This window comes from Paraciimarium castrense LEGE 11436 (assembly GCF_056633055.1).
On the sequence record NZ_JBSJOW010000001.1, the window covers coordinates 578,751 to 599,820 of the forward strand.

18 protein-coding genes are annotated in these 21,070 nt (G+C 65.1%); 8 read left to right on the top strand and 10 right to left on the bottom strand.

Features of this window, described 5'->3' with window-relative positions:
* Positions 1-48: 48 nt before the first annotated feature.
* From ACWJIO_RS03145 to ACWJIO_RS03155, 3 genes are all read right to left on the bottom strand, one after another.
* Positions 49-1,119 carry a hypothetical protein gene (locus ACWJIO_RS03145; RefSeq protein WP_480311325.1) on the bottom strand — a complete coding sequence of 357 codons (1,071 nt, stop codon included), beginning with the start codon at positions 1,117-1,119 and terminating at the stop codon, positions 49-51.
* Positions 1,113-1,994: a TIGR04168 family protein gene (locus ACWJIO_RS03150; RefSeq protein WP_480311326.1), complete on the bottom strand. Its 882-nt coding sequence runs from the start codon at positions 1,992-1,994 to the stop codon at positions 1,113-1,115. The genes ACWJIO_RS03145 and ACWJIO_RS03150 overlap by 7 nt, the downstream gene beginning before the upstream one ends.
* A gap of 113 nt (positions 1,995-2,107) precedes the next feature.
* Positions 2,108-3,169 (bottom strand): AraC family transcriptional regulator, encoded by a 1,062-nt coding sequence (locus ACWJIO_RS03155; protein ID WP_480311327.1) that lies wholly within the window; start codon positions 3,167-3,169, stop codon positions 2,108-2,110.
* Between the two features lie 2,014 nt (positions 3,170-5,183).
* Here ACWJIO_RS03155 and nadA point away from each other — a divergent pair.
* Positions 5,184-6,098: a quinolinate synthase NadA gene (gene nadA, locus ACWJIO_RS03160; RefSeq protein WP_480311523.1), complete on the top strand. Its 915-nt coding sequence runs from the start codon at positions 5,184-5,186 to the stop codon at positions 6,096-6,098.
* Here nadA and ACWJIO_RS03165 read toward each other — a convergent pair whose 3' ends face one another.
* Both ACWJIO_RS03165 and ACWJIO_RS03170 read right to left on the bottom strand, forming a co-directional pair.
* Positions 6,099-6,767: a hypothetical protein gene (locus ACWJIO_RS03165; RefSeq protein ID WP_480311328.1), complete on the bottom strand. Its 669-nt coding sequence runs from the start codon at positions 6,765-6,767 to the stop codon at positions 6,099-6,101.
* 102 nt (positions 6,768-6,869) lie between these two features.
* A complete protein-coding gene (locus ACWJIO_RS03170; protein WP_480311329.1) occupies positions 6,870-7,952 on the bottom strand; it encodes a class I fructose-bisphosphate aldolase in 1,083 nt (360 codons plus the stop codon).
* 459 nt (positions 7,953-8,411) lie between these two features.
* Here ACWJIO_RS03170 and ACWJIO_RS03175 point away from each other — a divergent pair, with 459 nt between their 5' ends.
* Together ACWJIO_RS03175 and ACWJIO_RS03180 are read left to right on the top strand one after the other, a co-directional pair.
* Positions 8,412-8,690 (top strand): hypothetical protein, encoded by a 279-nt coding sequence (locus ACWJIO_RS03175; protein ID WP_480311330.1) that lies wholly within the window; start codon positions 8,412-8,414, stop codon positions 8,688-8,690.
* A complete protein-coding gene (locus tag ACWJIO_RS03180) occupies positions 8,690-9,166 on the top strand; it encodes a hypothetical protein (RefSeq protein ID WP_480311331.1) in 477 nt (158 codons plus the stop codon). The genes ACWJIO_RS03175 and ACWJIO_RS03180 overlap by 1 nt, the downstream gene beginning before the upstream one ends.
* A 16-nt stretch (positions 9,167-9,182) precedes the next feature.
* Here ACWJIO_RS03180 and ACWJIO_RS03185 read toward each other — a convergent pair whose 3' ends face one another.
* Positions 9,183-9,962 (bottom strand): chitin deacetylase family protein, encoded by a 780-nt coding sequence (locus tag ACWJIO_RS03185; protein ID WP_480311332.1) that lies wholly within the window; start codon positions 9,960-9,962, stop codon positions 9,183-9,185.
* A 128-nt stretch (positions 9,963-10,090) separates the two neighbouring features.
* On the opposite strand from ACWJIO_RS03185, the gene ACWJIO_RS03190 reads away from it, so the two are divergent.
* Positions 10,091-12,505 (top strand): S8 family peptidase, encoded by a 2,415-nt coding sequence (locus ACWJIO_RS03190; RefSeq protein ID WP_480311333.1) that lies wholly within the window; start codon positions 10,091-10,093, stop codon positions 12,503-12,505.
* A gap of 45 nt (positions 12,506-12,550) precedes the next feature.
* On the opposite strand, the gene ahr is transcribed toward ACWJIO_RS03190, so the two are convergent.
* Entirely contained in the window at positions 12,551-13,570 is a 1,020-nt protein-coding gene (gene ahr / locus ACWJIO_RS03195; RefSeq protein WP_480311524.1) for an NADPH-dependent aldehyde reductase Ahr, read from the bottom strand.
* Positions 13,571-13,741: 171 nt separating this feature from the next.
* Here ahr and ACWJIO_RS03200 point away from each other — a divergent pair, with 171 nt between their 5' ends.
* The 3 genes from ACWJIO_RS03200 to ACWJIO_RS03210 all read left to right on the top strand — a co-directional run bounded on the left by ACWJIO_RS03200 (position 13,742) and on the right by ACWJIO_RS03210 (position 16,463).
* A complete protein-coding gene (locus tag ACWJIO_RS03200; RefSeq protein WP_480311334.1) occupies positions 13,742-14,362 on the top strand; it encodes a hypothetical protein in 621 nt (206 codons plus the stop codon).
* 394 nt (positions 14,363-14,756) lie between these two features.
* Complete coding sequence (locus ACWJIO_RS03205) at positions 14,757-15,005, top strand: hypothetical protein (protein ID WP_480311335.1); 249 nt, start codon at positions 14,757-14,759, stop codon at positions 15,003-15,005.
* 453 nt (positions 15,006-15,458) lie between these two features.
* Positions 15,459-16,463, top strand: coding sequence for a ligase-associated DNA damage response exonuclease (locus ACWJIO_RS03210; protein WP_480311525.1), 1,005 nt, complete (start codon positions 15,459-15,461; stop codon positions 16,461-16,463).
* A 75-nt stretch (positions 16,464-16,538) separates the two neighbouring features.
* Here ACWJIO_RS03210 and ACWJIO_RS03215 read toward each other — a convergent pair whose 3' ends face one another.
* Complete coding sequence (locus tag ACWJIO_RS03215) at positions 16,539-16,853, bottom strand: P-II family nitrogen regulator (RefSeq protein ID WP_480311336.1); 315 nt, start codon at positions 16,851-16,853, stop codon at positions 16,539-16,541.
* A 49-nt stretch (positions 16,854-16,902) separates the two neighbouring features.
* Positions 16,903-17,901, bottom strand: a complete 999-nt coding sequence (locus ACWJIO_RS03220) for a sodium-dependent bicarbonate transport family permease (protein ID WP_193913328.1) — start codon at positions 17,899-17,901, stop codon at positions 16,903-16,905.
* Positions 17,902-18,267: 366 nt separating this feature from the next.
* On the opposite strand from ACWJIO_RS03220, the gene ACWJIO_RS03225 reads away from it, so the two are divergent.
* On the top strand, positions 18,268-18,453 hold the full coding sequence (locus ACWJIO_RS03225) for a hypothetical protein (protein ID WP_480311339.1): 186 nt from the start codon (positions 18,268-18,270) through the stop codon (positions 18,451-18,453).
* A gap of 778 nt (positions 18,454-19,231) precedes the next feature.
* Here the strand turns inward: ACWJIO_RS03225 and ACWJIO_RS03230 are convergent.
* The gene (locus tag ACWJIO_RS03230; protein ID WP_480311340.1) at positions 19,232-21,037 is read right to left on the bottom strand and encodes a hypothetical protein; all 1,806 of its coding nucleotides are present in this window, start codon (positions 21,035-21,037) and stop codon (positions 19,232-19,234) included.
* Positions 21,038-21,070 lie beyond the last annotated feature (33 nt).

Below are 21,070 nucleotides of genomic sequence, written 5' to 3' on the forward strand. Positions count from 1 at the left end.
ACTAACAGCAGTGCCGATCATGGCGGCGCCAACGATCGGATCTGCTGATCAGCCCAGGCCGCGCTGCGCAGCCAGATCGGCGATGGCCACCGCGGCACTGGCGGCACCATCCCGGGGCAGGGGGGCACCGGAGGGGGGCAACAGCGGTTGATCGAGTTGCCATCGGCCCTCCAGCAGGTCGTCGCGGCTGAGCAGGCGGTGCCGGCCGTGGCGCTGCAGAGCCTGCTCCAGCACCGGCGCCTCGGCGAAACCGTCGCGGTGCACCAGGTGGATGCCCACGTTCTGACTCATGGCCTCGCAGAAGCTGCTGTAGCCCGGCTTGGTGATCAGGCGCGAGCAGTGGCGCATCATCTCGAGGGGCCGCACCTCAGCCGGCAACACCCGGCCGTTGTCCGCCTCCCCCAGGGCCGGGTCGTGGCCAAGGAAGGTCCACTGGGGCCAGAGGCCCAGCAGGGCGGGATCGAGCCGCAGGCCCATCCCGCCGAAGGTGAGCAGGGCGCAGCGCTCGGCCGGCAGCTGCAGCTGCTGCACCAGGCCCTCGATGGCCAGGCGCGGCTCACCGGCCGTCAGCCCGATGCGGTGCAGGGGGATGTCCCAGGGCATCGGCATGGCCAGGGGGCACTCCAGCAGCAGATCGCCGCGGCGGTAGAGGGCCAGACAGTGCTCGGCCCAGGCCTCAAAGGGGCCACCGAAGGGCCGGTAGATCACATCCCAGCCGAAGCTGGCCAGCCAGATCAGGGGAGCTCCCACCGCTGAGGCCAGCAGGGCCGCTGCCGGGGGAACGTCGCCGAGCACCAGCACGGGCTCACCCTGGGCCCGCAGCCAGGCCGCCTCCCGCTCCAGCTGTTCGGGCAGCTGGCCTTCCAGCTGCTCGAGGGCCACCAGGGTGGCCGCCGGATCGGAGCCGAGCGCATCGGCCTGCAACACCCCCACATCCCAGCGGCAGGGGCGGTGCTCCACGGCCAGCGGCGCAAAGGCCGTGGCCAGGAAGGAGGGCGGCAGGGCGGTGGAGAGCACCAGCCGCCAGTGGGGCCTGAGGCTCTGCAGCGCCGCCAGCACCGCCGCGGTGCGGGAGCCATGACCGAAACCGTGGGCGCTGATGCAGGCGCAGATCAGCACGGCACGGCGGTCGCCGGAGCCGCCTGGTGCAGCACCTCTTCGTAGTGGAGGCAACCATCGAGCCCGTACCAGTGGTGGCTGGCCCGGCGCACCAGCGCGCCGCCGCCGCCCAGGGGCTCGAGTTCCACCCAGGAGAAGTGGCGCAGGGCGCGACCGGCCAGGTCATGGCCATGGCGCGCCACAAAGGCGGCATTGAGATAGATGGTGCCCTCGCGGTCCACCGCCAGGCTGCGCCGATGGCCCTGGCCCCGGCGCAGGGCGTGGTGCATGTGGCCGAACACCACCAGGGGCACAGAACGGTGGGCCCGGATCTGGCGGATCGCCAGGGTGAGGTCCTGGTCGCCCCAGTCGCAGGCGGGCTTTTTCCAGTCGCGGCCGCAGGGATCGTCGACGCCACTGCCCAGACCCGCCGGGCCGCAGTGGGCCAGCAGCACCAGGGGCAGGGCGGGGTCGGCGGCGAGGGCGGCGGCGGTGATCCGGTCGGCGGATTCCTGCAGTGTCAACGGCCCGAAGGCCGCCAGCACGGCACGAGAGAGGTGAAAGCCACCGCCAGCGGTGCCAGGGCGCGCTCCCACCACGGCGATCCCCGGCGGCTCCAGCTGGCGCAGGCCCCAGCCGCAGTGAAGCTCCCCGAGGCAGGCGATCTGACGCAGCAGGGTGCGGCCCGAGCCATCCCTCCCGGCGTCGTGGTTGCCGAGCACGCAGGCCAGGGGCAAGGGCAGCCGGTTCAGGCGAGCGGGGATCTCGGGGCAGCCATCACTGAGATCGCCCACCACCAACACGGCATCAGGGCGTAACAACTCCAGGAGCTGGTGATCGCTTTGATCCCAGGCGCCATGGGGATCTCCCACCACGGCCAGACGCAGAACAGGCATCCACCACTACCTAGGCCGGTCCATCCTGGCCAGTAGGGGTGCCGCTTGGTTTTCAGCGGGGCCCACAGCACACACATCCGCACGCCAGGCCTGCCTGGCGGCACGCTCCTGGCTCAACAGGCCTCCAGCGAAAGAGCTGTGCGGGACTCCCGCAACAGATGGGAGGGTTTGACATGGAAGCGCTGCTGAAACTCAACACTGAACAGACTCAGGGAGCGGTAGCCGCAACGGGCAGCAATGCTGGTGATCGTGTCCTCGGGCGAGGGGTGCTGCAGGTACTGGCGGGCCAGGTCGAGGCGCTGGCTGCGGATCCACTGGGTGGCGGTGCAGCCGAGCCGCTCCCGAAAGGCGTATTGCAGCGCGCGACGTGAGTAGTGGCTGTGCTGTTCAAGCTTCGTGAGGTTGAGGGGCTCAGCGAGGTTCCTGCGGATGAAATCAACCAGCTCGTCAAAGCTGTCGCGGCCCTTGCGATGCTTCTGGGTCAACCGGTCGAGGGGTCCCTGCTCCCGAACCTCTGGCAGCAGCATCGCCGCCATCAACCGGTAGATCCGATCGTCCACCTGCAGTCTGGCCGACAGCCCGTGGCCGTAGGCGGCCAGTTGGTCAGCCTGCACCAATTCCTGGCGCAACAGGTCCTGCAGGGGAGACCCTTCATCCTGCGAGGACGGCGTCCAGGCATGGGGGCGCTGGAGCAGAGCCCTCCACGTGTCAGGGCACTCCAGCAGACCCGCCATGGCCGTGGCCGTTTGCAGCAGCCGCTCCGGTTCCAGCTGGAAGGAAACCAGGCTCAGCAGTGTGCTCTCCGAGGCGAAGGCCTCGCCTGGCAGCATCAGACAGCCCCCCGCCGAAATCGACAATCGGCATGAAGCCTGGCGGATCTGCTGATCGCCTCCATAGCCCAAGAACACGGTGAGCCGATCCTGATCAGCCGTGATCATCCGTGCCGGGGGAAGGATTCCAGCGGTCACGGCGATACTTCCAATCCAGCTGTTGACGCCGTAGTGACACCAAGCCGCGTCAGGATCAGCGGCACGGAGGTCGCGAAGTGGCAAAACAGCTCCCAGAAGGTCTGCGCTCTGGCTGACTTCCTCAAAAAGCGCGAACCGGCGCCGGAACGGAATGTCCAGCGCCTCAGCCTCCGGCTGGCGCAGGGTGGTAACGGCGGGCTGCGCCATCAGGCAAGGTCTGCTACTTAAGCTGATCATCGGTTGATCAAAGTTTTACATGAGGGTTGGCTGAATTTCTTCTGAAGAATAGCCCTGAACCCTCAGGCTTTCATCAGTTGTTAGACCCGGGTCGACGTAGATCGAGCGCTTGACTATAGCAAAGAAAGGGGCCAAGTGATCACCTGAGGGCCAATCGCATCAGCAAGGCAAGTCCGGTCACTGAGCTTCCAGCCTCCGACTCAGCTGAGGCTGGTTGGGGGCAAGCTCCGGCTCAGCCCCAGCCCCGCTACAGAGGACGCGAGCCCCGCAGCCAGGCCCGGCAAGTCGAAACCGGCCGGGGAGCCTATGGGCCTGCGACCATGAGAACCCGGCTGAGGCCCTGCTGCAGCGCCCACTTCTTCTGCCTGCCCGGGGCGCAAGGCCAGCAAGAGCCAGCAAACGAGGTCTCAATGATCGCCGGATCGGAGTGCCTCAGCAGGAACTCAGGGGTGGCGGCCTGCGCGGCGATGCTCTGCCTGGAAGCCAAGCGGGAGGATCTGGCCCTGGATGAACGAAAGGCTGGCTCTGCCGAGAAGCCAGGCACCCTGATCATTCACCCCAGGTTCTGACCTGTCCGGAATCGTGTCGGGGCCGAGAGATGCGCCAGTGGTGACGAACTGGGTCGAAGCTGACCGGCTGCGCAGCTGACCGGCGCTGGGTAATCCTCCCCAGCCTGGGGGACGATCAGCAGGATGCCCCTGGAAGCTGAACGACGATGTCACGGCGTAGAAGGAGTCCGGGGCGGTGATGAGCTCAGCAACTCTCTTCGGTTGATTGCAGGAAATGCAAAGTTCACACTCGCCGGGGAATGGCATTCTGCCGTCGTGGTGAGCACTCATCCCTGCCCGAGGCTGAAAGCATGGGCCAGGTTCGCAGCCCCTTCGCCAAGCTTCTGCTTGAACTTGCTGGCTTGTCGAGCCAGGTTCCGAACGCTGTGCGCGGAACTCTGAACGCCCGAAGGCAGTTGTCCCCTTCCGAAGCCCCTTGCAGCCTGAAGACAAGGAGACCAAGCTGAGGCCGGGTGTCGATGGCCAACGACTTGCAGCCGTAGCAAGAGATTATCTGAACGCAACTTGGTGTCGATACCAGAAACCAATCACCATTTCAACACCCCGATCAGGCCAAATCACTCGGGCCTGTCCTGAGCGAAAGTCTCCTATTGACTGCTGAGATCTTTGTTGAACGGGGAATCTTGCATGACCGGCAGCAGAAGACGGGCTTATCTCTCCCCACGAAGCCCTGAGCAAACTTCAAAGCGCTCGAGTCATGTCGGGACGACTGGAGTGGTCGAGGAATTCAAGAGACTTGAGAGTGTGGCGTGGCTCAGCGCTGCTGAAGTTTAGAGAAGTTTAATCGAAATGACATTCAAGGGGCAGATTTAAAGCCTTGGGACCCGCCCAGGCAGTAGATGTGTCTCCATTGCGTTGTCTGATCAATGGCGACCCGTCAACTCAGACGAATGAAATCACGGCGATGCAGCCGAATGATTCCGTTGATTTCAGCAAGAATTTCGAAACCTCCCCTATCACCAGAATTGGCTGATACTGAGTGGGTGATGATCAGACTTTGAGCTTGAGATCTTCTTATCGATGCTGGTGAATGGGTTGCAAGTCTTGCGAAAACAATCAGAGCTCTCGCTCACTCATCGATCTGGCCGGGAGCCTCACCCTGGCTACCATTCGGGGCTCTAAAAAGCCAGGACAAGGCTGTGAAGAAGTCGATCAGCAACCGTGCCTTCGGGCCCCCCAGTGGTGCCCATGTTGAAGGTTCTGATTGATGCCCCACTGCCCAGGCCCCCCCACTGAATCGGTTGGGTTGGGCGGGTCTCCCACCCCGAACCACCACAGACCTGGCCGGCATCATTCCCTAGGCTGTTAGGCCCAGCTTCAGGGGAGCCCGGTTGGTGTTCACGGCCGTCCACAACTCAGACCGGCTTTCGCCAGCCCCCGCCGCTGCGGCGCCCTGTGCCCCTGCGCCCAACGAACTGCCGGCGGCGATCGAGGCCCTGCGCCGCCAGCGCAATGCCGTGATCCTGGCCCACTACTACCAGGAGGAGGCCGTGCAGGACATCGCCGACTTCATCGGCGACTCCCTGGAGCTGGCCCGCAAGGCCGCCGCCACCGACGCCGATGTGATCGTGTTCTGCGGCGTGCACTTCATGGCCGAGACGGCCAAGATCCTCAATCCCACCAAGACGGTGCTGCTGCCGGATCTGGAGGCGGGCTGCTCCCTGGCCGATGCCTGCCCGGCCGATCGCTTCGCCGCCTTCAGGGCCCAGCACCCCGAGCACCTGGTGGTGAGCTACATCAACTGCTCGGCGGCGGTGAAGGCCCAGAGCGACCTGATCTGCACCAGCAGCAACGCGGTGGACCTGGTGCGCCAACTGCCCGCCGACCGGCCGATCCTGTTCGCCCCGGATCAGAACCTGGGCCGCTGGGTGCAGAACCAGAGCGGCCGCGAGCTCACCCTCTGGCCGGGCAGCTGCATGGTGCATGAAACCTTCAGCGAGCAGGCCCTGCTGCAACTGCAGCTGGAGCACCCCGAAGCCGAGGTGCTGGCCCACCCCGAATGCCAGCAGCACCTGCTGGATCTGGCCGACTTCATCGGCTCCACCAGCCGACTGCTGGAGCGGGCGGCGGCCAGCGAGGCGCCGGAATTCATCGTGCTCACCGAGCCCGGCATCCTGCACCAGATGCGCCAGCGGGTGCCGGCCAAGGCGTTCTTTGAGGTGCCGGGCGCCGATGGCTGCAGCTGCAACGCCTGCCCCTACATGCGCCTGAACACCATTGAGAAGCTGTGGCAGTGCCTGCACAGCATGGCCCCGGCGATCGAGCTGGAGGAGCAGCTGCGCCAGCGAGCCCTGGCGCCCATTGAAAAGATGCTGGCCATGAGCCGCTGATCAGGCCCGAGATCGCAGTTGCCGGTAGAGGCGGTAGCCGCGCCTCAGCCGCTCGAGCAAGGGCGTGGGAACCTTCAGCTTCAGCGGGGCGATCACGGGGCGATAGAGCAGGTGGTAAGCCCGGCGCAGGTCGCGCCAGGCATCGCAGCGGTCGGGATTGAGGAAGTCGGAAATGTCGACGATCCGCCCCCGGCCGCGGTGCAGCAGCACATTGCGGCCGTGCACATCGTGGCCTTGCAGGCCGCGGCTCTCGGCGTAGGCGATGGCGGCGTCGATGTCTCGCACCACTTGCAGCGGTATGGGCACTCCCTCACGCACGCAGTCGTAGAGCGTGGTGCCCTGCAGGCGCTGCAGCACCAGATAGCCCTGGCCCACGTGGTGGCAGACGGAGAAGGCTGGATGCTTGCCGATGCGGCGATACACCTCGGCTTCTCGGGTCAGACCAGGGCGCCCCGGGGCATACACCTTCACCACCAGCTCGCTGTGGCAGGGATGGTGCACCACCACGGCGTAGTTACCGCTACCGAGGCTGTGCCAGGGCGCGGGCAGCTGCTCCACCACCACCGGGTCATGGGGGTGGGGGCTGCGGATCAGGAGCCGCGGCAGCAGTTCAGCCTCCACCAGGTCCAGAAAATCCTCAGGAACCGGCTGGCTGCTGCGGGGAGGCACGGACCCTGGGCGGAGCACCAGAGGCTAGGGGCGGCACAAGGGCCGAGATCAACGGCGGGCCATGGAGTGATGGATCGTGGACCAGGGTGGCCCCGCAGGCCCTCAATAGCTGTAGTTGGCCTCAAACAACGGCGCGTCGTCGGAGGGCTCGGAACCGGGCACGTAGGTCCCCCGGGCCGCCTGGCCGTTGGCACGGGCCCGGGCCAGCAAGGCCGCCTGCCCGGCGGCTCGGTCGTGGCCGGCCCATTGCTTCAGGCAGGAGTGCTGCAGAGCCCGGCCATAGGAAAAGCCCAGATGCCAGGGGGCGGCGGCGGCCGCCCGGTTGATCGCATTGAGGTAGAGGCTCGCCTCCTCCTCGCTGAGGCCACCAGAGAGGAACAGCACCGCGGGCACGGCGGAGGGCACGGTGCGCTCCAGGGTGCGCAGGGTGAAGGCGGCGGCCTGCTCGGGCGATGGCGCCTGGGGGCAGGCCCGCCCGGGCAGGGTGAGGGATGGTTTGAGCACCGTGCCCTCCAGAAACACCCCGTGGAGTCCGAGGGCTGCATAGACGCTGCGCAGCACCCACTCCTGCACGGCGGCCGTGGTCTCGATGTCGTGGTTGCCATCCATCAGGATCTCGGGCTCCACGATCGGCACCAGCCCCGCCTCCTGGACGGTGCGGGCGTAGCGGGCCAGCCCCCAGGCGTTCTCGCGCACGGCCAGCTCCGAGGGGGCGCCGGCGCTGGAGATGGTGAGCACGGCCCGCCACTTGGCAAAACGGGCGCCTTGGGCGTAGGCGCGCTCCGCCCGCTCCAGCAGCCCCTTGAGCCCGGTGCACCAGTTCTCGCCCGGCAGGCCACCGGGCAGGGGCTCCACGCCCTGATCCAGCTTGATGCCCGGCAGGATTCCCTGGGCCCGGAACAGCTCCACGATCGGGGGGCCCGGCTGGCCGGCAGCATCCACGCTGCGCTGAAACAGGGTTTCCTCGTAGAGGATCACGCCGCTGATCGCCTCCGCCAGGCCCGCGCTGCTGGCCAGCAGGCTGCGGTAGGCACAGCGGTGGGCTTCGTTGTTCTCCACGCCGATGGCAGCAAAGCGCTTGCCGATCGTTCCGGTGGATTCATCGGCCGCCAGCAGGCCGCTGCCTGCCCGGGCCAGGGAAGCCGCGGTGGCCGCAAGTTCGTCGCGGAAGTTGTCGAGCGCCATGGGAGGGGCGGGGAGCAGAAGAGCAGCGAGCCGCGCGGGGCAGAGGGAAAGCGCCCAAAGGATCCCCCCAAGGCCTCCCCGAAGATTAAGGGCAAGAGCTTCGTTGAGGTGATGTCTCACGAATAAGCGGGGTATTAATCAGGCTGGCTCCATTTTTCGAGCAGGGGTGAGAACTTCATACCCCCCAGAGATTTTGATCCAAGTGTCAATGATCGCTGTTCATGGTGCTGAACAAAGTGAGATTCCAGTTCATGGAAAGTCCATAAGGGCTCCAGAGGAGTGATGGATGCAGATCGCCGTCGCACAGCTGAGGCCTCCCTGCATCGGATCAACACCGATGGTGCACCAGCCATCCCTGGCTAGCAAGTGAAGCGGATGGCTGCTGCAAGGCTTGAACGGCCGGTCCCCCTTGGCACCCCCAGTCGCTCTGCCAGGATTCCAGCTCCGGTTTGCTCCCCCATGCCGCGCCAGCCATGGCTCCTTACCTGGGCCGCCGCCGCCACTGCAGCCAGCGCAGCGGCAGTTCCAGGCCTTCAGGCCCTTGCTCAAGCCCAGGGCCAGGCCGCCCAGAGGGCACTCTTCAACAGCAGGGCTGAGGCAGAAGCTGCCGCCAGACAGTTCAACTGTGAGGGGGCCCACCGCATGGGCAACCAGTGGATGCCCTGCGCCAGCCACGCCGGAGCCTCCGGCCAGAACGCCAAGCCCTCCCACCACCACGCCACACCGGCGATGCCTTGATGCCAACTCCACCCGTTGTGGAATCCCCTGCCGCCACCTCCCAGCCCACCTGCGGAGGCAAGCCGAAGATTGTGGCCATCGGCATCGCCCCGTTGGGGATCATCTCGATCGGCATCGTGCCCATGGGCGTGGTCAGCATTGGCGTGGTGCCGATGGGAGTGCTGAGCATCGGCGCCGTGGCGATGGGTGTGATCAATGCCTCCGTGGTGGGGATGGGCATCGTGATCGCCGGTGTCAACGTGATGGGCGTGTGGTGGGCAGGGGTGGAAGGCATGGGCCCCTACCGCCTGGGGGGCCCCCAGGGGCAGGGTCACCACCACCACTCCAGCCAGGAGAACCTCTACGCCTACCCCGACCGGGACACTGCCGAACAGAAGGCCAAGGAGCTCGGCTGCGAAGGCGTCCATGCCATGGGCTCGCTCTGGATGCCCTGCAAAGAGCATCCCGAATCTGAGCCTGCGGCGCTGACGCGCTGACGCCTGCGGCGCCGGCTCACCCCAGCTCCGCCAAGGGCACGAAGCGGTAACCGCGGCGCCGCAGGTCGGGGATGATCAGGCGCAGGATCTGCAGGGTGCGGCCGCTCAGGGCCGGCGTGTCGTGCAGCACCAGGATGCCGCCGGGGTGGGCGTTGATCGCCACGAACCGGCGAACGAACCAGAGGGGTGGCCGCAGGGTGTCCCAGGGGAAGATCGAGCCGAGCACCAGCCGGTAGCCCAGCGGCGCCAGCCAGGCGAGCATCTCGGTGTGAAACCAGGCCTGGCCGGGCCGAAACCACCGCCAGGACTGGCGCTGCGGCGCAGCTGCCGCTTCGATCGCCCGCTCGGTGGCCTGGAGCTGCTGCAGGAACAGGGGCCTGGGCAGGGCGCTGGCTCGTTCATCGCGCCAGAGGTGGTTGCCGAGGCTGTGGCCCTGCTCCAGGGCCCGGCGAGGGAAGGAGGGCTCCAGGGGCAGATGGGAACCGATCACGAAAAAGGTGGCCGGCACCTCCTGCTGCCGCAGTAGCTCCAGCAGCGCGATTGAGCCTGGCCCGCTGGGGCCGTCATCAATGCTGAGGGCCAGGCGCCGCTCTGGCCCCGGCCCGCAGAACAGCACCTGCGGGTTGAGCCGGGCGAGCACCGCGCGGATCAGCCAGCTGGGAACCAGCAGCACGGCGCCGGCTAGGCCCACCACCAGAGCAGCCAAGACCAGCCCGGGCATTGCAAACCCTGCCATCTCCGCCAGCCCCGCCAGGGCCGGCGAGCTCAAGGCCCCAAAGGCGTGGAGGTCAACCATGGCGGCAACGGCAGAAGACGCTGTGGCGATCACTCAAGAACGATGACACCCGCCGCCGCAGGGGAGCTGCACCCGGCTGGCCGGGCTAGGGCTGGAGCAGAGGCCATCCACTCTCCCTCTCCCCTGCCATGGCCACTGCCAAGAAGCCCTCCAGCCGCAGCCCCCGCTCCAACGCTGCCCGCGCGACCGCAGCCACGGCCGCTGCGCTCGCCGCTGCCCGCACGGTGATCTACTGCCACGGCATCTCCAACATGCCAGCGGAGCGGGAGCTGCGCTCCCAGTGGGATCGGGCGCTGTTCGGGGCCGACCAGGGCGAGCGGACGCGCATGGCCTACTGGGTCGACCGCGAGCGCTACCCCCAGGCGGCAGGCGTGTCGATTCGCTCGATCGGAGAGGAAGAAGCCCTGCTGCAGCCCCAGGACGAGAAGCTGCTGACGGAGTCGATCCTCCACAGCGACTCGCCGGAAGAGTCGCAGGCGTTTGTGAAGGCCATGACCCGGCAGTTGGAGCAGGCTGCCAAGGCATCGGCACTGCAAGGTCTGCCGCAGGGAGGGCCGTCTGCGTTGTCAGTGGAAGCGCAGGGGATTCTCACGGCAGGGACGGCCCTGTTCACCAAGCTGTTCATGGCCGACGTGAACGACTTCCTGTTCAACAAGGCCAAGCGCACCCGCATGGTGCAGACGGTGAAGGAACGGGTGGTCACCGGCGGCGGCCCCTTTGTGGTGATCGGCCACAGCCAGGGCAGCATGGTCACCTACCAGGCCCTGATCGAGCTGGCCAAGGAGCGGCCCGGGCTGGAGGTGGACCTGTTCCTCACGATCGGCTCCCCCCTGGGGCTGCCCCAGGTGACGGATGTGCTCCAGAAGTGGCACGGCAAGGCGCTGCCGATTCCCGCGGCGGTGAAGCGCTGGGTGAACATCGCCCAGGACGGCGACATCGTCTGCCTGGATCAATCCCTGGCCGATGAATACAGCGCCGCGGGCAAACCCGCCGTAGTGGATGAACGGGTGGAGGGCTGGGTATGGCCGCCCAGCAAGGCCCACGCCGCCGATCGTTACCTGAGCCGCCGCGACACCCAGGTCACGGTGATGGGCGCGGTGGACCGCTCCCGTTTCCAGCCTGTGAGCCCCGTGACAGTGGCCCGCAACCTGGCCGACTCCCTCGATGACGACGCCAGGAAGCGGCGGCCGGTGCTGATCGAACTGATCGACCGCGCCCCGACCGGCGCCCAGCAGGCCCCTGGGGCAGAGGAGGGGGACACGTCCCTCCAGGCCACCAAGGCCAGGGTGCTGGCCTGGATCGACAGCCATGTGCTCCAGGGTCCGATCACTGCCGACACGGTGTTTCTGGAAGACCAGCTGGAGCACTACGTGGCGGTGAACCTCAACCGCGCCGAGGTGGAGACCCTGGCCTGCGACCTGAGCCAGCACTACGGCAGCGCCTCCCCGGCGGTGTACCGGATGTTCAGCAACAGCAAGAAACGGGCCCTGATCCGGCACTCCATCCACACGGTGCAGGCCCGCACCGCCCAGCTCGGCTACAACGCCCACGGCCAGGGCATCACCTGGGCCGTGCTCGACACGGGCATCGACCGCCACCATCCCCATTTCCACAACCCGGCCTTCGCCCCGGAGGGCAGCATCGCCGCGGACTGGGACTGCACCGGGCGCGGCGCCGTGCAGCCCGCCAGCGGCAATGACCCCAACGGCCACGGCACCCACGTGGCGGGGGTGATCGCCGGGGGCCTGATCCTTACTGGCGGCGCTGAGGGGGCCGAGCCGATCGAGATGCTGGGCATGGCCCCGAGGGCCCGCCTGGTCACCTACAAGGTGCTGGCCGACAACGGCAGCGGCTACGACGCCTGGATCCTCAAGGCCATCGACCACATCTGGCACCAGAACCAGAGCAGCCGCCGTCTGGCGATCCAGGGGGTGAATCTGAGCCTGGGGGGCGCCTTCGATCCGGCCAGCTTCGGCTGCGGTGATTCGCCCCTGTGCGCCTCCCTGCTGCGGCTGGTGCGCCAGGGGGTGCTGGTGGTGCTGGCGGCGGGCAACGAGGGCAGCGGCGACATCGTGGTGAATGGCGCCAGCTCCACCCGCTCCTTCGATCTCTCGATCGGCGATCCCGCCAATCTGGAGGAGGCGATCGCCGTGGGCTCGGTGCATCCCACCCTGCCCCACCGCTACGGCACCTCCTACTTCTCCTCCCGCGGCCCCACCGCCGATGGCCGCCTCAAGCCGGATCTGGTGGGTCCGGGGGAGCGGATCCTCTCCTGCCGCAGCAGCAGCGATCCCGATCGCAGCGCCAGCCACGACCCGGGCCAGAGCCTCGATGAGCTCTACATCCCCCTCTCGGGCACGAGCATGGCGGCGCCCCACATCTCCGGCGTGCTGGCCGCCTTCCTCTCGGTGCGTCCGGAGTTCGTCGGCTATCCCGAGCGGGTGAAGCAGATCCTGCTGGAGCACTGCACCGACCTCAAACGCGACCGCTACCACCAGGGCGCCGGGCTGCCCAACCTCTCCAAGATGCTGTTGCACACCTGAGCGGAGCCAGGGGGCCTGAAGGGGCTTGGAGCTGGGGAGGTGCCCTCAGGCCAGGTCCTGGACCAGCACCACCCGGTAGCGGGCCTGGCCGGAGCGCAGGTGCTCGAGGGCGTCGTTGGCCTGCGACATCGGGAAGGCCTGGACCGTGGGGGCGATGCCGTGGCGGGCCGCGAACTCGAGCATGGTGGCCACCGTGGCGGGACTGCCAAGCGGGGATCCCGAGAGCGACTTCTGGCCCTGGATGAGCGAGAAGGCCCCAAGGGCGATCGGCTCAGCCACCGCGCCCACAGTGTGCAGGCGACCGCGGGGCTTGAGCGCCGCCATGTAGGCGCCCCAGTCGAGGCTCACATTGGTGGTGTTGAGGATGAAATCAAAGCTGCCGGCGGCCCGGGCGAGCGCCTCGGCATCGCGGGAGTCGAGGGTGCTGTGGGCCCCGAACTGCAGGGCTTCGCTGCGTTTGGCCTCGCTGCTGGTGAAGGCCACCACCTCGCAGCCCCAGGCCCGCAGAAACTTGAGGGCCAGATGGCCGAGGCCGCCGATGCCGATCACGCCGACGCGATCGGTGGGCAGCACGCCGTACTGGACGATCGGGTTGAACACGGTGATGCCGCCGCAGAACAGGGGGCCGGCCGAGGCCGGGTCAAGGGCGGCGGGCAAGGGGGTGAGCCAGCTCCAGTGGGCCCGCACCCGGGTGGCGAAACCGCCGTGGCGGCCCACGATCGTGCCCTCGGCCGTCAGGCAGAGGTTCTGGTCGCCCGAGAGGCAGTGGGAGCAGCAGCCGCAACTGCTCGAAAACCAACCCAGCCCCACGCGATCGCCCAGCTGCAGCCGCTTGGTGTGGCCGCCGAGGGCCACCACCCGTCCCACCACCTCATGCCCTGGCACGAAGGGGTAGCTGGTGCCGCCCCAGTCGTTGTTGAGCATGGAGAGGTCGCTGTGGCAGAGGCCGCAGCTCTCAACGGCGATCTCCACCTGCTCGGGGCCCAGCTCCGGCGGGGTGTAGCTGAACGGCTGCAGGGGCTCGCCGACCGCGAGGGCGGCTAGGGCCTGGATCGGAGCGCTCATGGCGGCGGTGCTCAGCTCAACGGTCACGCTACGGGTGAGGCTGGCAGCATCAAATGGTGAGGGGGCAGCGTCGCTGGCGGCGAGGACCCGGACCAGCAAGGCCTCGAGCTCGGGATCGCCATTGACCAGCCAGGCCATAGGCTCTGGACCCCAGGCTGATCTGATGCTGGGATGGATCCAGCGCCGATGGGTCCGTTGAAGTCGCTCGAATCCGCCCTGCCGGTGCTGATCGTGGCGGTGGTCACCCAGTTGACGCTGGTGGTGCGCAGCTCCCTGGAAAACCGCAAGACACGGCGCTTTCTGCGGGCTGATCTCGCCACTGAAGCGCGGGAAAGCCTGCGGGGGCTGGATCTCTTCCTGGCCTCCTGCAACGGAGCCAACATCACCGATGTGAACCAGCTTGGGCCTGGACTGGCGATCGCGATCGCGCCGATCCAATGCAAGGAGGAATACGTGCGTCTGTCGACGGCGATCAAGGAGGCGCTGCCCACCCTGAGCAAGCAGGAGTTCAAGGCAGCTTCGTCGCTGAAGGGGGCTTTTCGCCTGATCATCGGCTACACCGAAGCCTGCAACAACTACTTCCAGATCCTCCAGAATGCCACGATCAGCCCTGGGATTTCGGAGGATGCTGTGGAGTTGCGACGCCGGATTTTCCGTGACTTCGGTGTTCAGGCCAGGCAGCAAATCAATGACCATGCCGACAAGGCCAGAACCGCGGCCAGCCTGATGCTGAAGGGCATGGACGACCAGGAACTCGAAGCCCCCGATTCGGCCACCGCTGCGGGTTGGTAGGCAGGCTCTGGACCGGCGGCCTGTGGTGCAGGTCTTCGGTGTGCTGCCCCTTGCCCTGCGCGAGGGCCTGGGCGGCCGGCGAGCGTCGCGGCCTGGATGGGCAGCCCTACGCCCTCGATCAGCGCAGCTTCTGCCGCCGCCGGCAGCAGACCCTCAGCCACCAGGGGCTGGAGGCCCTGGTGGGCTTCGAGATCGAATGGATGGTGGGGCGCACCAGCCCTGACGGCGCCTGGAGACCTGCCGTGCCGGGAGGCCCCTACGGCGCCGATCGGCTGGTGGAAGGCCTCGATTACCTCGCAGCCGTCGCCGAGGCCCTGGATGGGGCCTCTCTCAACTGGCCCCAGCTTCATCCCGAGCACGGCGCCGGTCAGTTCGAGCTCTCCCTGGCCCCGGGGTGGCTGGCCTCACCCCAGAGGGAGAAGCCCTGGTGGCGGGCCTGCTGCAGGAACTGCCGGCCCTGCTGCCGCTGGCCTGTGCCCTGGCGGTGTCCTACCGACGCCTGGCGCCCGGTCGCTGGGCAGCGCCGTTCCAGGTGTGGGGGGTGGAGAACCGGGAGGCGGCCCTGCGGCTGATTCCCGCCTCAGCGGCAGGGGAACCAGCCCACCTGGAGCTCAAGCTGAGTGACCTCAGCGCCAATCCCTAGCTGCTGCTGGGAGCGGTGCTGGCCGTGATCGAAGCCTCGCTGCAGACACCTCGACCGTTGCCGGCGCCCGTCTCGGGAGATCCCAGCCGCAGGGACGATTGCACGGCCCCGCGCCTGCCCCAGGACCTGGCTGCCGCGACAGCGGCGTTCCACGGTAGCCGAGGCCCGGCATGCCGAGATCCGCCGCTGCGAGGGGATGGAGGAGCAGGCCCTGATCGCCTCCACCTGCTGCTGGCCCGTGGTCGGCTGAGCCGCTGCTCAGGCGCCGGTAGCTGCTGCGCCCGCAGACGATGGGCACAAGCCCGTGCAAAGGCAGGCAGTCGATCCCCTCTCACAGCTGGCTCCGATGCTGTTGGCGGAGGTTGGCAGCGGAGACATCACGCCGGTCGGGCTCGCTAGAAAGTCGGTGTGACTCCCAGCACCCGGCCCCCCAGTGCCCTTCCCCCAGGCACCCTGCTGCAGCTCACGCCCCAGGGGCTCTACTGCCCGGCGGCGGCGGCCTGGATCGACCCCTGGCGGCCGGTGCCCCGCGCCCTGATCACCCACGCCCACGCCGACCACGCCCGGCCGGGCTGCGGCGAGTACTGGGCGATCGACGCCAGCGAACCGATCCTGCGCCAGCGCCTGGGGGCCAAAATCAACCTGCTGCCGGTGGCCTACGGCGAGGTGCTGCGCATCGGCGACGCCCGGGTGTCGTTCCACAGCGCCGGCCACGTGCTGGGCTCAGCCCAGATCCGCCTCGAGGCGAGCGGCGAGAGCTGGCTGGTGAGTGGCGACTACAAGCGCTGCGCCGACCCCAGCTGCGCCCCGTTCGAGCCGGTAACGGCCGATGTGTTCATCACCGAGGCCACCTTCGCGCTGCCGATCTACCGCTGGCAGGGCGGCGCCGCCGTGGCCAAGCAGATCCGCCGCTGGTGGCAGGCGGCGCCGGAGCGGCCCTCGCTGCTGTTCGCCTATGCCTTCGGCAAGGCCCAGCGGCTGCTGGCGGAGCTCCACGCCATCGGCATGGGCGAGGAGGTGCTGCTGCATGGAGCCGTGGACACCCTGATGCCGGCCTACCGCCAGGCCGGGGTTGCGCTGCCGCCCACTAGGCCGCTGACGGCCCTCGACAAAGGCGAGGCCCTGGCGGGCCAGCTGGTGATCGCACCGCCCTCCGCCCACCGTTCCGCCTGGATGAAGCGGTTCAAGGCGCCCCAGACGGCCTTCGTGAGTGGCTGGATGGCGGTGCGTGGCGCCCGCCGCCGCCGGGGCTATGAGCGGGGTTTTGTGATGAGCGACCATGCCGACTGGGACGGCCTGATCCGCAGCGTGCGCGACAGCCAGGCCCAGCAGGTGTACGTGACCCACGGCAACAGTGACGGGCTGGCCCGCTACCTGCGGGAGGTGGAAGGCATCGCCGCCGACCCCCTGGATGGCCGCTTCAGTGAAGAGCGCGGCCAGGAGGAGAGTCAGCCATGAGCACGGCATGGGCTGAAATGAAAAATCCCTGAGGTGCAAGGGCACATCGCAGGGATGAAATAGATCAGGATCAGATCAGAACTTGTGCGCTCGCAAAGCCTCAACCGTAGAGATGTAGGTAATACAGGAAAAGTTATCGAAATACTTTTCGACCACCTTATTCTGGATGGCATCAGCCATTTCACGGCTGGATGTCAACACTTCGAATTTAATGTTGGAGAAGGTATGCGACACACTGGGCTCACCGGTTGATCGCACATTGCGGCTGCCTTCACCAGCGGCCGCAAGGATGGTGTAACCGCTAGCGCCCTCTGCCTTGATGATCTTGGCGATCTTTTTCAGCAGAATTTCTTCTGTGATGATGATCAACTTAAAGACTGGCTGGCTCATGGAAAATGACCTCAGATTGGAAGCATGGTAAACAACCTAGGATCTAGGCTTACTGGGCAAGCATGTACTGGGCAAGCCCGATGAAGAGCGGAATGCCGATGGCGATCGCCACTGGCGTTCCGATGGCGGTGGAAGCACCGATGTAGGCAGAGGGATTGGCCGTGGGAATGCCAGCTCGAAGAGTAGGCGGCCCGGAGATATCAGAACTGGAAGCAGCGATCACAGCCAGCACAACGGCACCACCGATACTGAAGCCAGTGATCTTGTGAATGATCAGGCCGACGCCAAAGGCAATGAAACCATGAAGCAAAGGAGAAATGAAGGCATAGATGGCAAACCACTGGGCCACCTTGCGCAACTCATTCATACGCTGTGCAGCCTCCATACCCATGATGATCATGAGGATTGAAAGGAAGCCGCGGAAGAGAGGATCAAAAAATCCTTCATAGACACGCTCAGGCCTGGTCAAGATGCCAAGACCAACACCAAGCAGCATCGCCGTGACAGCAGAGCTCTGCAGACTGTCTTTGATGATCGGCCAGATTTCGACTTTTTCGGACGTGTCAGCGGATTTACGACCTGTGTAAACGCTGGCTACGACGATCGCCGTCACAAGCGCCGGGATGTCCATGAATGGATAAAGGGCAGCGCTCCAGGCCTCGTACTTGATTCCTGCCGACTCAAGCTGGGGCAGAACGGCGGCGAGGGTGGAACCACTCACAGCGCCAAAAAGTCCACCTGTTGCGATGGCATCAGTAAATTTGATGCCTGGCATCTTTCCTAGAGTGTACTGAGCAATCAGTACAATCAGGATGCCGATCAGCACAGCGGCAAGGGCTGGCAGAAGAATTTCTGAAAGGTTGGAATTGCGAATCGCAATACCTGCGCTCAAACCAATCTTCAAAAGCAAGAAGAAGGTGATGAACTTGTAAATGGCATCCGGGATTGCCAGCTGGCTACCGAATGAGGCGACAACGATGCCGCCGATCAGGAAGCCTAGGGTCGGAGACTGAATCTGCTTTATGAAAAGCTCAAGAAAGTCAGACAATTCAAATCCTCTGTTGGTTTAGTGATTGAGGTCGCTAAGAAATCAGGTCGTCGTGGAAGGATCCCGGACAAGTCTGCAACCAGATTGCCTGGTTCCAGAGCTTGTCTTCAAGCATCTCCAGGTGGGCACCGGAGATTCCGTCATCGCCACAGAATGGAGCAGAACCACACTCCGTGATTTTGGAGCCCAGCAGGGGGGGGAGGCTGCAAAAACGTCAGGAAAAGTCACCATCCGTTTGAATATTCAGTCATGCGGGGGTGAGGGGAGCTCAGGAGGGAAGATAAACCCAAGGGGTTCTCCTCGTGCTTGATTCTGAGCACGCAGACCAGAGACGTTCAACTGGCCCAAAGACAGAGCTTTTGAGCCATGCTGATTGACCAGAAAAAGGCTGAGAAAGTCCTACAGAGGAAGACCCCGCCGTGTGTCTCTTCAGTGAAAGGTGGTGGTTTGACGGAAAAAGGGAATGAGGCCATGGACGGTTCGCTCCAACCCATCCAGTCAGGTTCAGATCGCGCATGGGAGCTGACGACCGCACCAGACCGTGAAGGCTGAATCCCCAGAGGGGCTAGGGGCTCTCAACAGGCAGACATGACTGGCAGCAGCAAAGGTTGGGTGACATTAATTCCATCTGAATGGGGTTGGGCGCTTGATGGACAAAGAGTTGCAAATCCTACAGATAAGCCTGGATTATCCGACAGGGTCATGGTATGGGCTTTCGACTCAGCAACCAATCCAATCCCTGTCTACCGCAGCCACCAGTTGGCCAATTCGCATCAGTGCGGACCGAGCTCTGATGGCCCAAGGCACACGTTTCCGGCGTGTTGTGAGACACAATCGCCTGTTTAGCTCGAACATGACACATGCTTCTTCTATACCAGCAATACGTTCCTGCAGTGCGGTTGCGGCGTCCCAGGTAGTGGTGTGAATCTGTAGGATCAGCACCTGCTTGGCTGGGGCTGACCGCTCACCTCCCTGAGATCTCAGCTTTGGCAATGAGTGGGCCAGTCTGTGACCCTGTTCGGAGCACAACCAACAAACCGAACACCGACCATGATCCTCACCCATCGTGGTGGCTCCGAGCTGAGCCAGTTCAAGGAGGGCGGCACCGCAGGCGCCCTGATCCCAGAGATCGTGCGCCGGGGCTTCCAGGACCTGCTGGAGGCCTGACGTCAGATTGACTCCACGTCGGGGGCTCCCAGAGCAAACCTGGCTCGATTGAGGCCGTGCTGGCACGGGATGGCGTTGTGCGTTGGGATCAACGTGCCTGCACTGCAGTAGCCGATGCGGAGCTTGTTGCCATCTGCTCCAGAACCATCCCAGCGAAGGAGAGTCACCTCCTGCCCACAGATCGGAGGGTGTCCCCTGCCAGACGCTCACTGAATCCAGCAATGAACGCCACCAGAAAGATCTTGTAAAGCTCCTGTGAGTCTAGATCGCCCAGCGGATCAACCCCTGCCGCCAGGCTGGCTGGGCCAGAAGCTGAAGCATCCATGCTCTGGGCCGCGTGGTCATGGAGGCGGAAGTTAGCTGGCATGAAGTCAATCACATTTGTGGTGAGAACCATGAAGATGACAATTCCAAAAACGGCACCTATAACCGGCTTGAGTGCACCAACAACAAAGGGGTTCCTCACATTCTGTTCATCGACATGATCCAACCGAATCAAAATGCTCATGATGCTGCCCAGAGCACCGGCAAAGGCGGCAATGGCAAGGCGACGCGAATGCTTCAGCAGAACGGGATCCTGCAATGGCCCGGCCAGGGTGTCAATCCAAACGCCATACCAATTTGACTCGGCTGGGTTGCCTGGCAGCCCTTGCTCAGCAGGCTGCAGTGGCCGAGACTCAGTTGTGGTGATGTCTTCATACAGCAGAGTGAGTCGCGAAATTGCTCGGCTGAACTCACGGTCCTTCTCGGCTTTCTCACCCAACACAAGATTGCGCTCTCTATTGAGATTTTCCAGCACCCGAATGTTTTGCTGCTGGTTCTCAACTCCAGGCTGCTGAGCGGCAGGCTGTTCAGCTTGCTCAGGTTCCACCAAAAGAGGTTTCTTTGCCAGTTCAATCGAAGGCTGGAGGGCTTCGAGGCTGGCATCGATATCTCTGTTCTGGTTATTGATGTCCAAGAGTCGCTTCACCTCCACGGTGAGATCCTGGTAATTGCCAATGAGCTCGGCTTGCCTGTTCGCCGTGTTGATCGCAGACAAGGCTCCAAGCACAGTTGTCGCCGTGGTTGTCGCCAGCAGAAATAGCACGGAGATGGTCAACGACACCCCAAGCCCCGCCAGCATCCTTCCTTGAACGGACTCCTGGCGTTGCAGTGTTCTGACCCTCCTGACCAGTTTCTGCACATTCAGCACCGGCAACCATGGTCGACGCTGCTTGAAGCCAACCCATTCAAGGCGATCCTCCACCTGATCAAGGCGGCCAGACCAGAACTGGATGTGATCGCCTGAATCGGTTTTCAAACCCTTGGCAATGTCTTCCAGCTGCATGGCCAACAACAGCAGCTCCTGCATCAGGCTCTGCCGGCAACCCTTGAGGAGGTAGCGGCAGCGATACGCGGCGATGCTGAGCTGATGCAGCGCTTCGCGGTAGGCAGGCTGCTGATGCCGCTGAGCCTGCAGCGATCGCAGCAGACGCGACTCCATCGCCAGCCGCTGAATCACCTCATCCGGCAGCATTCCGGGCTGCCACGACCTCGGCGAGGTGCTGGACACCAGCAGCTGCCGCCAGCCGCTCTGGAGCAGATCAAGGCCACTGAGTCCATACTGAAGCCGAGCACCAGGATCGTCCGGCCTTGGCACTGAGCCGTCTCTGGAGCTGCCAGCCAGGGAGATCAGCGCTTCGGCTCCGTCGAGGCTCGACACGGCCAGGGAGCGTTCATCGTCAGACACTCCCTCGAGCCCAACGAGCGACTGCCTCATCAGGGCCAGCAGGGCACTGATGCGTTTCAGGGCCTGCTCCAGCAGCGCGTCGATCTGCTGGTCGTTGCCGCTCCCCCGGGCCTGCAGTGCCTCAAGCTGGGCCAGCGTGCGATCAACACGCTCTCGCACCTCCCATTCACTGGACTCTGAACGCCCTGCACCAACGGCGCCGGCTGAAGGAGAAATCGGTTGGTCACCGGAAGAATCCATGCCGATGTCCCAAGGCCGGAGGCGAAGCTTAAG

Coding starts and splice junctions, on each gene's coding strand:
- ACWJIO_RS03150 (WP_480311326.1), bottom strand. CDS start 1,994: ATGCCTGTTCTGCGTCTGGCCGTGGTGGGAGATCCCCATGGCGCCTGG.
- ACWJIO_RS03155 (WP_480311327.1), bottom strand. CDS start 3,169: ATGGCGCAGCCCGCCGTTACCACCCTGCGCCAGCCGGAGGCTGAGGCG.
- ACWJIO_RS03170 (WP_480311329.1), bottom strand. CDS start 7,952: ATGGCGCTCGACAACTTCCGCGACGAACTTGCGGCCACCGCGGCTTCC.
- ACWJIO_RS03175 (WP_480311330.1), top strand. CDS start 8,412: ATGCCGCGCCAGCCATGGCTCCTTACCTGGGCCGCCGCCGCCACTGCA.
- ACWJIO_RS03180 (WP_480311331.1), top strand. CDS start 8,690: ATGCCAACTCCACCCGTTGTGGAATCCCCTGCCGCCACCTCCCAGCCC.
- ACWJIO_RS03185 (WP_480311332.1), bottom strand. CDS start 9,962: ATGGTTGACCTCCACGCCTTTGGGGCCTTGAGCTCGCCGGCCCTGGCG.
- ACWJIO_RS03190 (WP_480311333.1), top strand. CDS start 10,091: ATGGCCACTGCCAAGAAGCCCTCCAGCCGCAGCCCCCGCTCCAACGCT.
- ahr (WP_480311524.1), bottom strand. CDS start 13,570: ATGAGCGCTCCGATCCAGGCCCTAGCCGCCCTCGCGGTCGGCGAGCCC.
- ACWJIO_RS03200 (WP_480311334.1), top strand. CDS start 13,742: ATGGATCCAGCGCCGATGGGTCCGTTGAAGTCGCTCGAATCCGCCCTG.
- ACWJIO_RS03215 (WP_480311336.1), bottom strand. CDS start 16,853: ATGAGCCAGCCAGTCTTTAAGTTGATCATCATCACAGAAGAAATTCTG.
- ACWJIO_RS03225 (WP_480311339.1), top strand. CDS start 18,268: ATGCTGATTGACCAGAAAAAGGCTGAGAAAGTCCTACAGAGGAAGACC.
- ACWJIO_RS03230 (WP_480311340.1), bottom strand. CDS start 21,037: ATGGATTCTTCCGGTGACCAACCGATTTCTCCTTCAGCCGGCGCCGTT.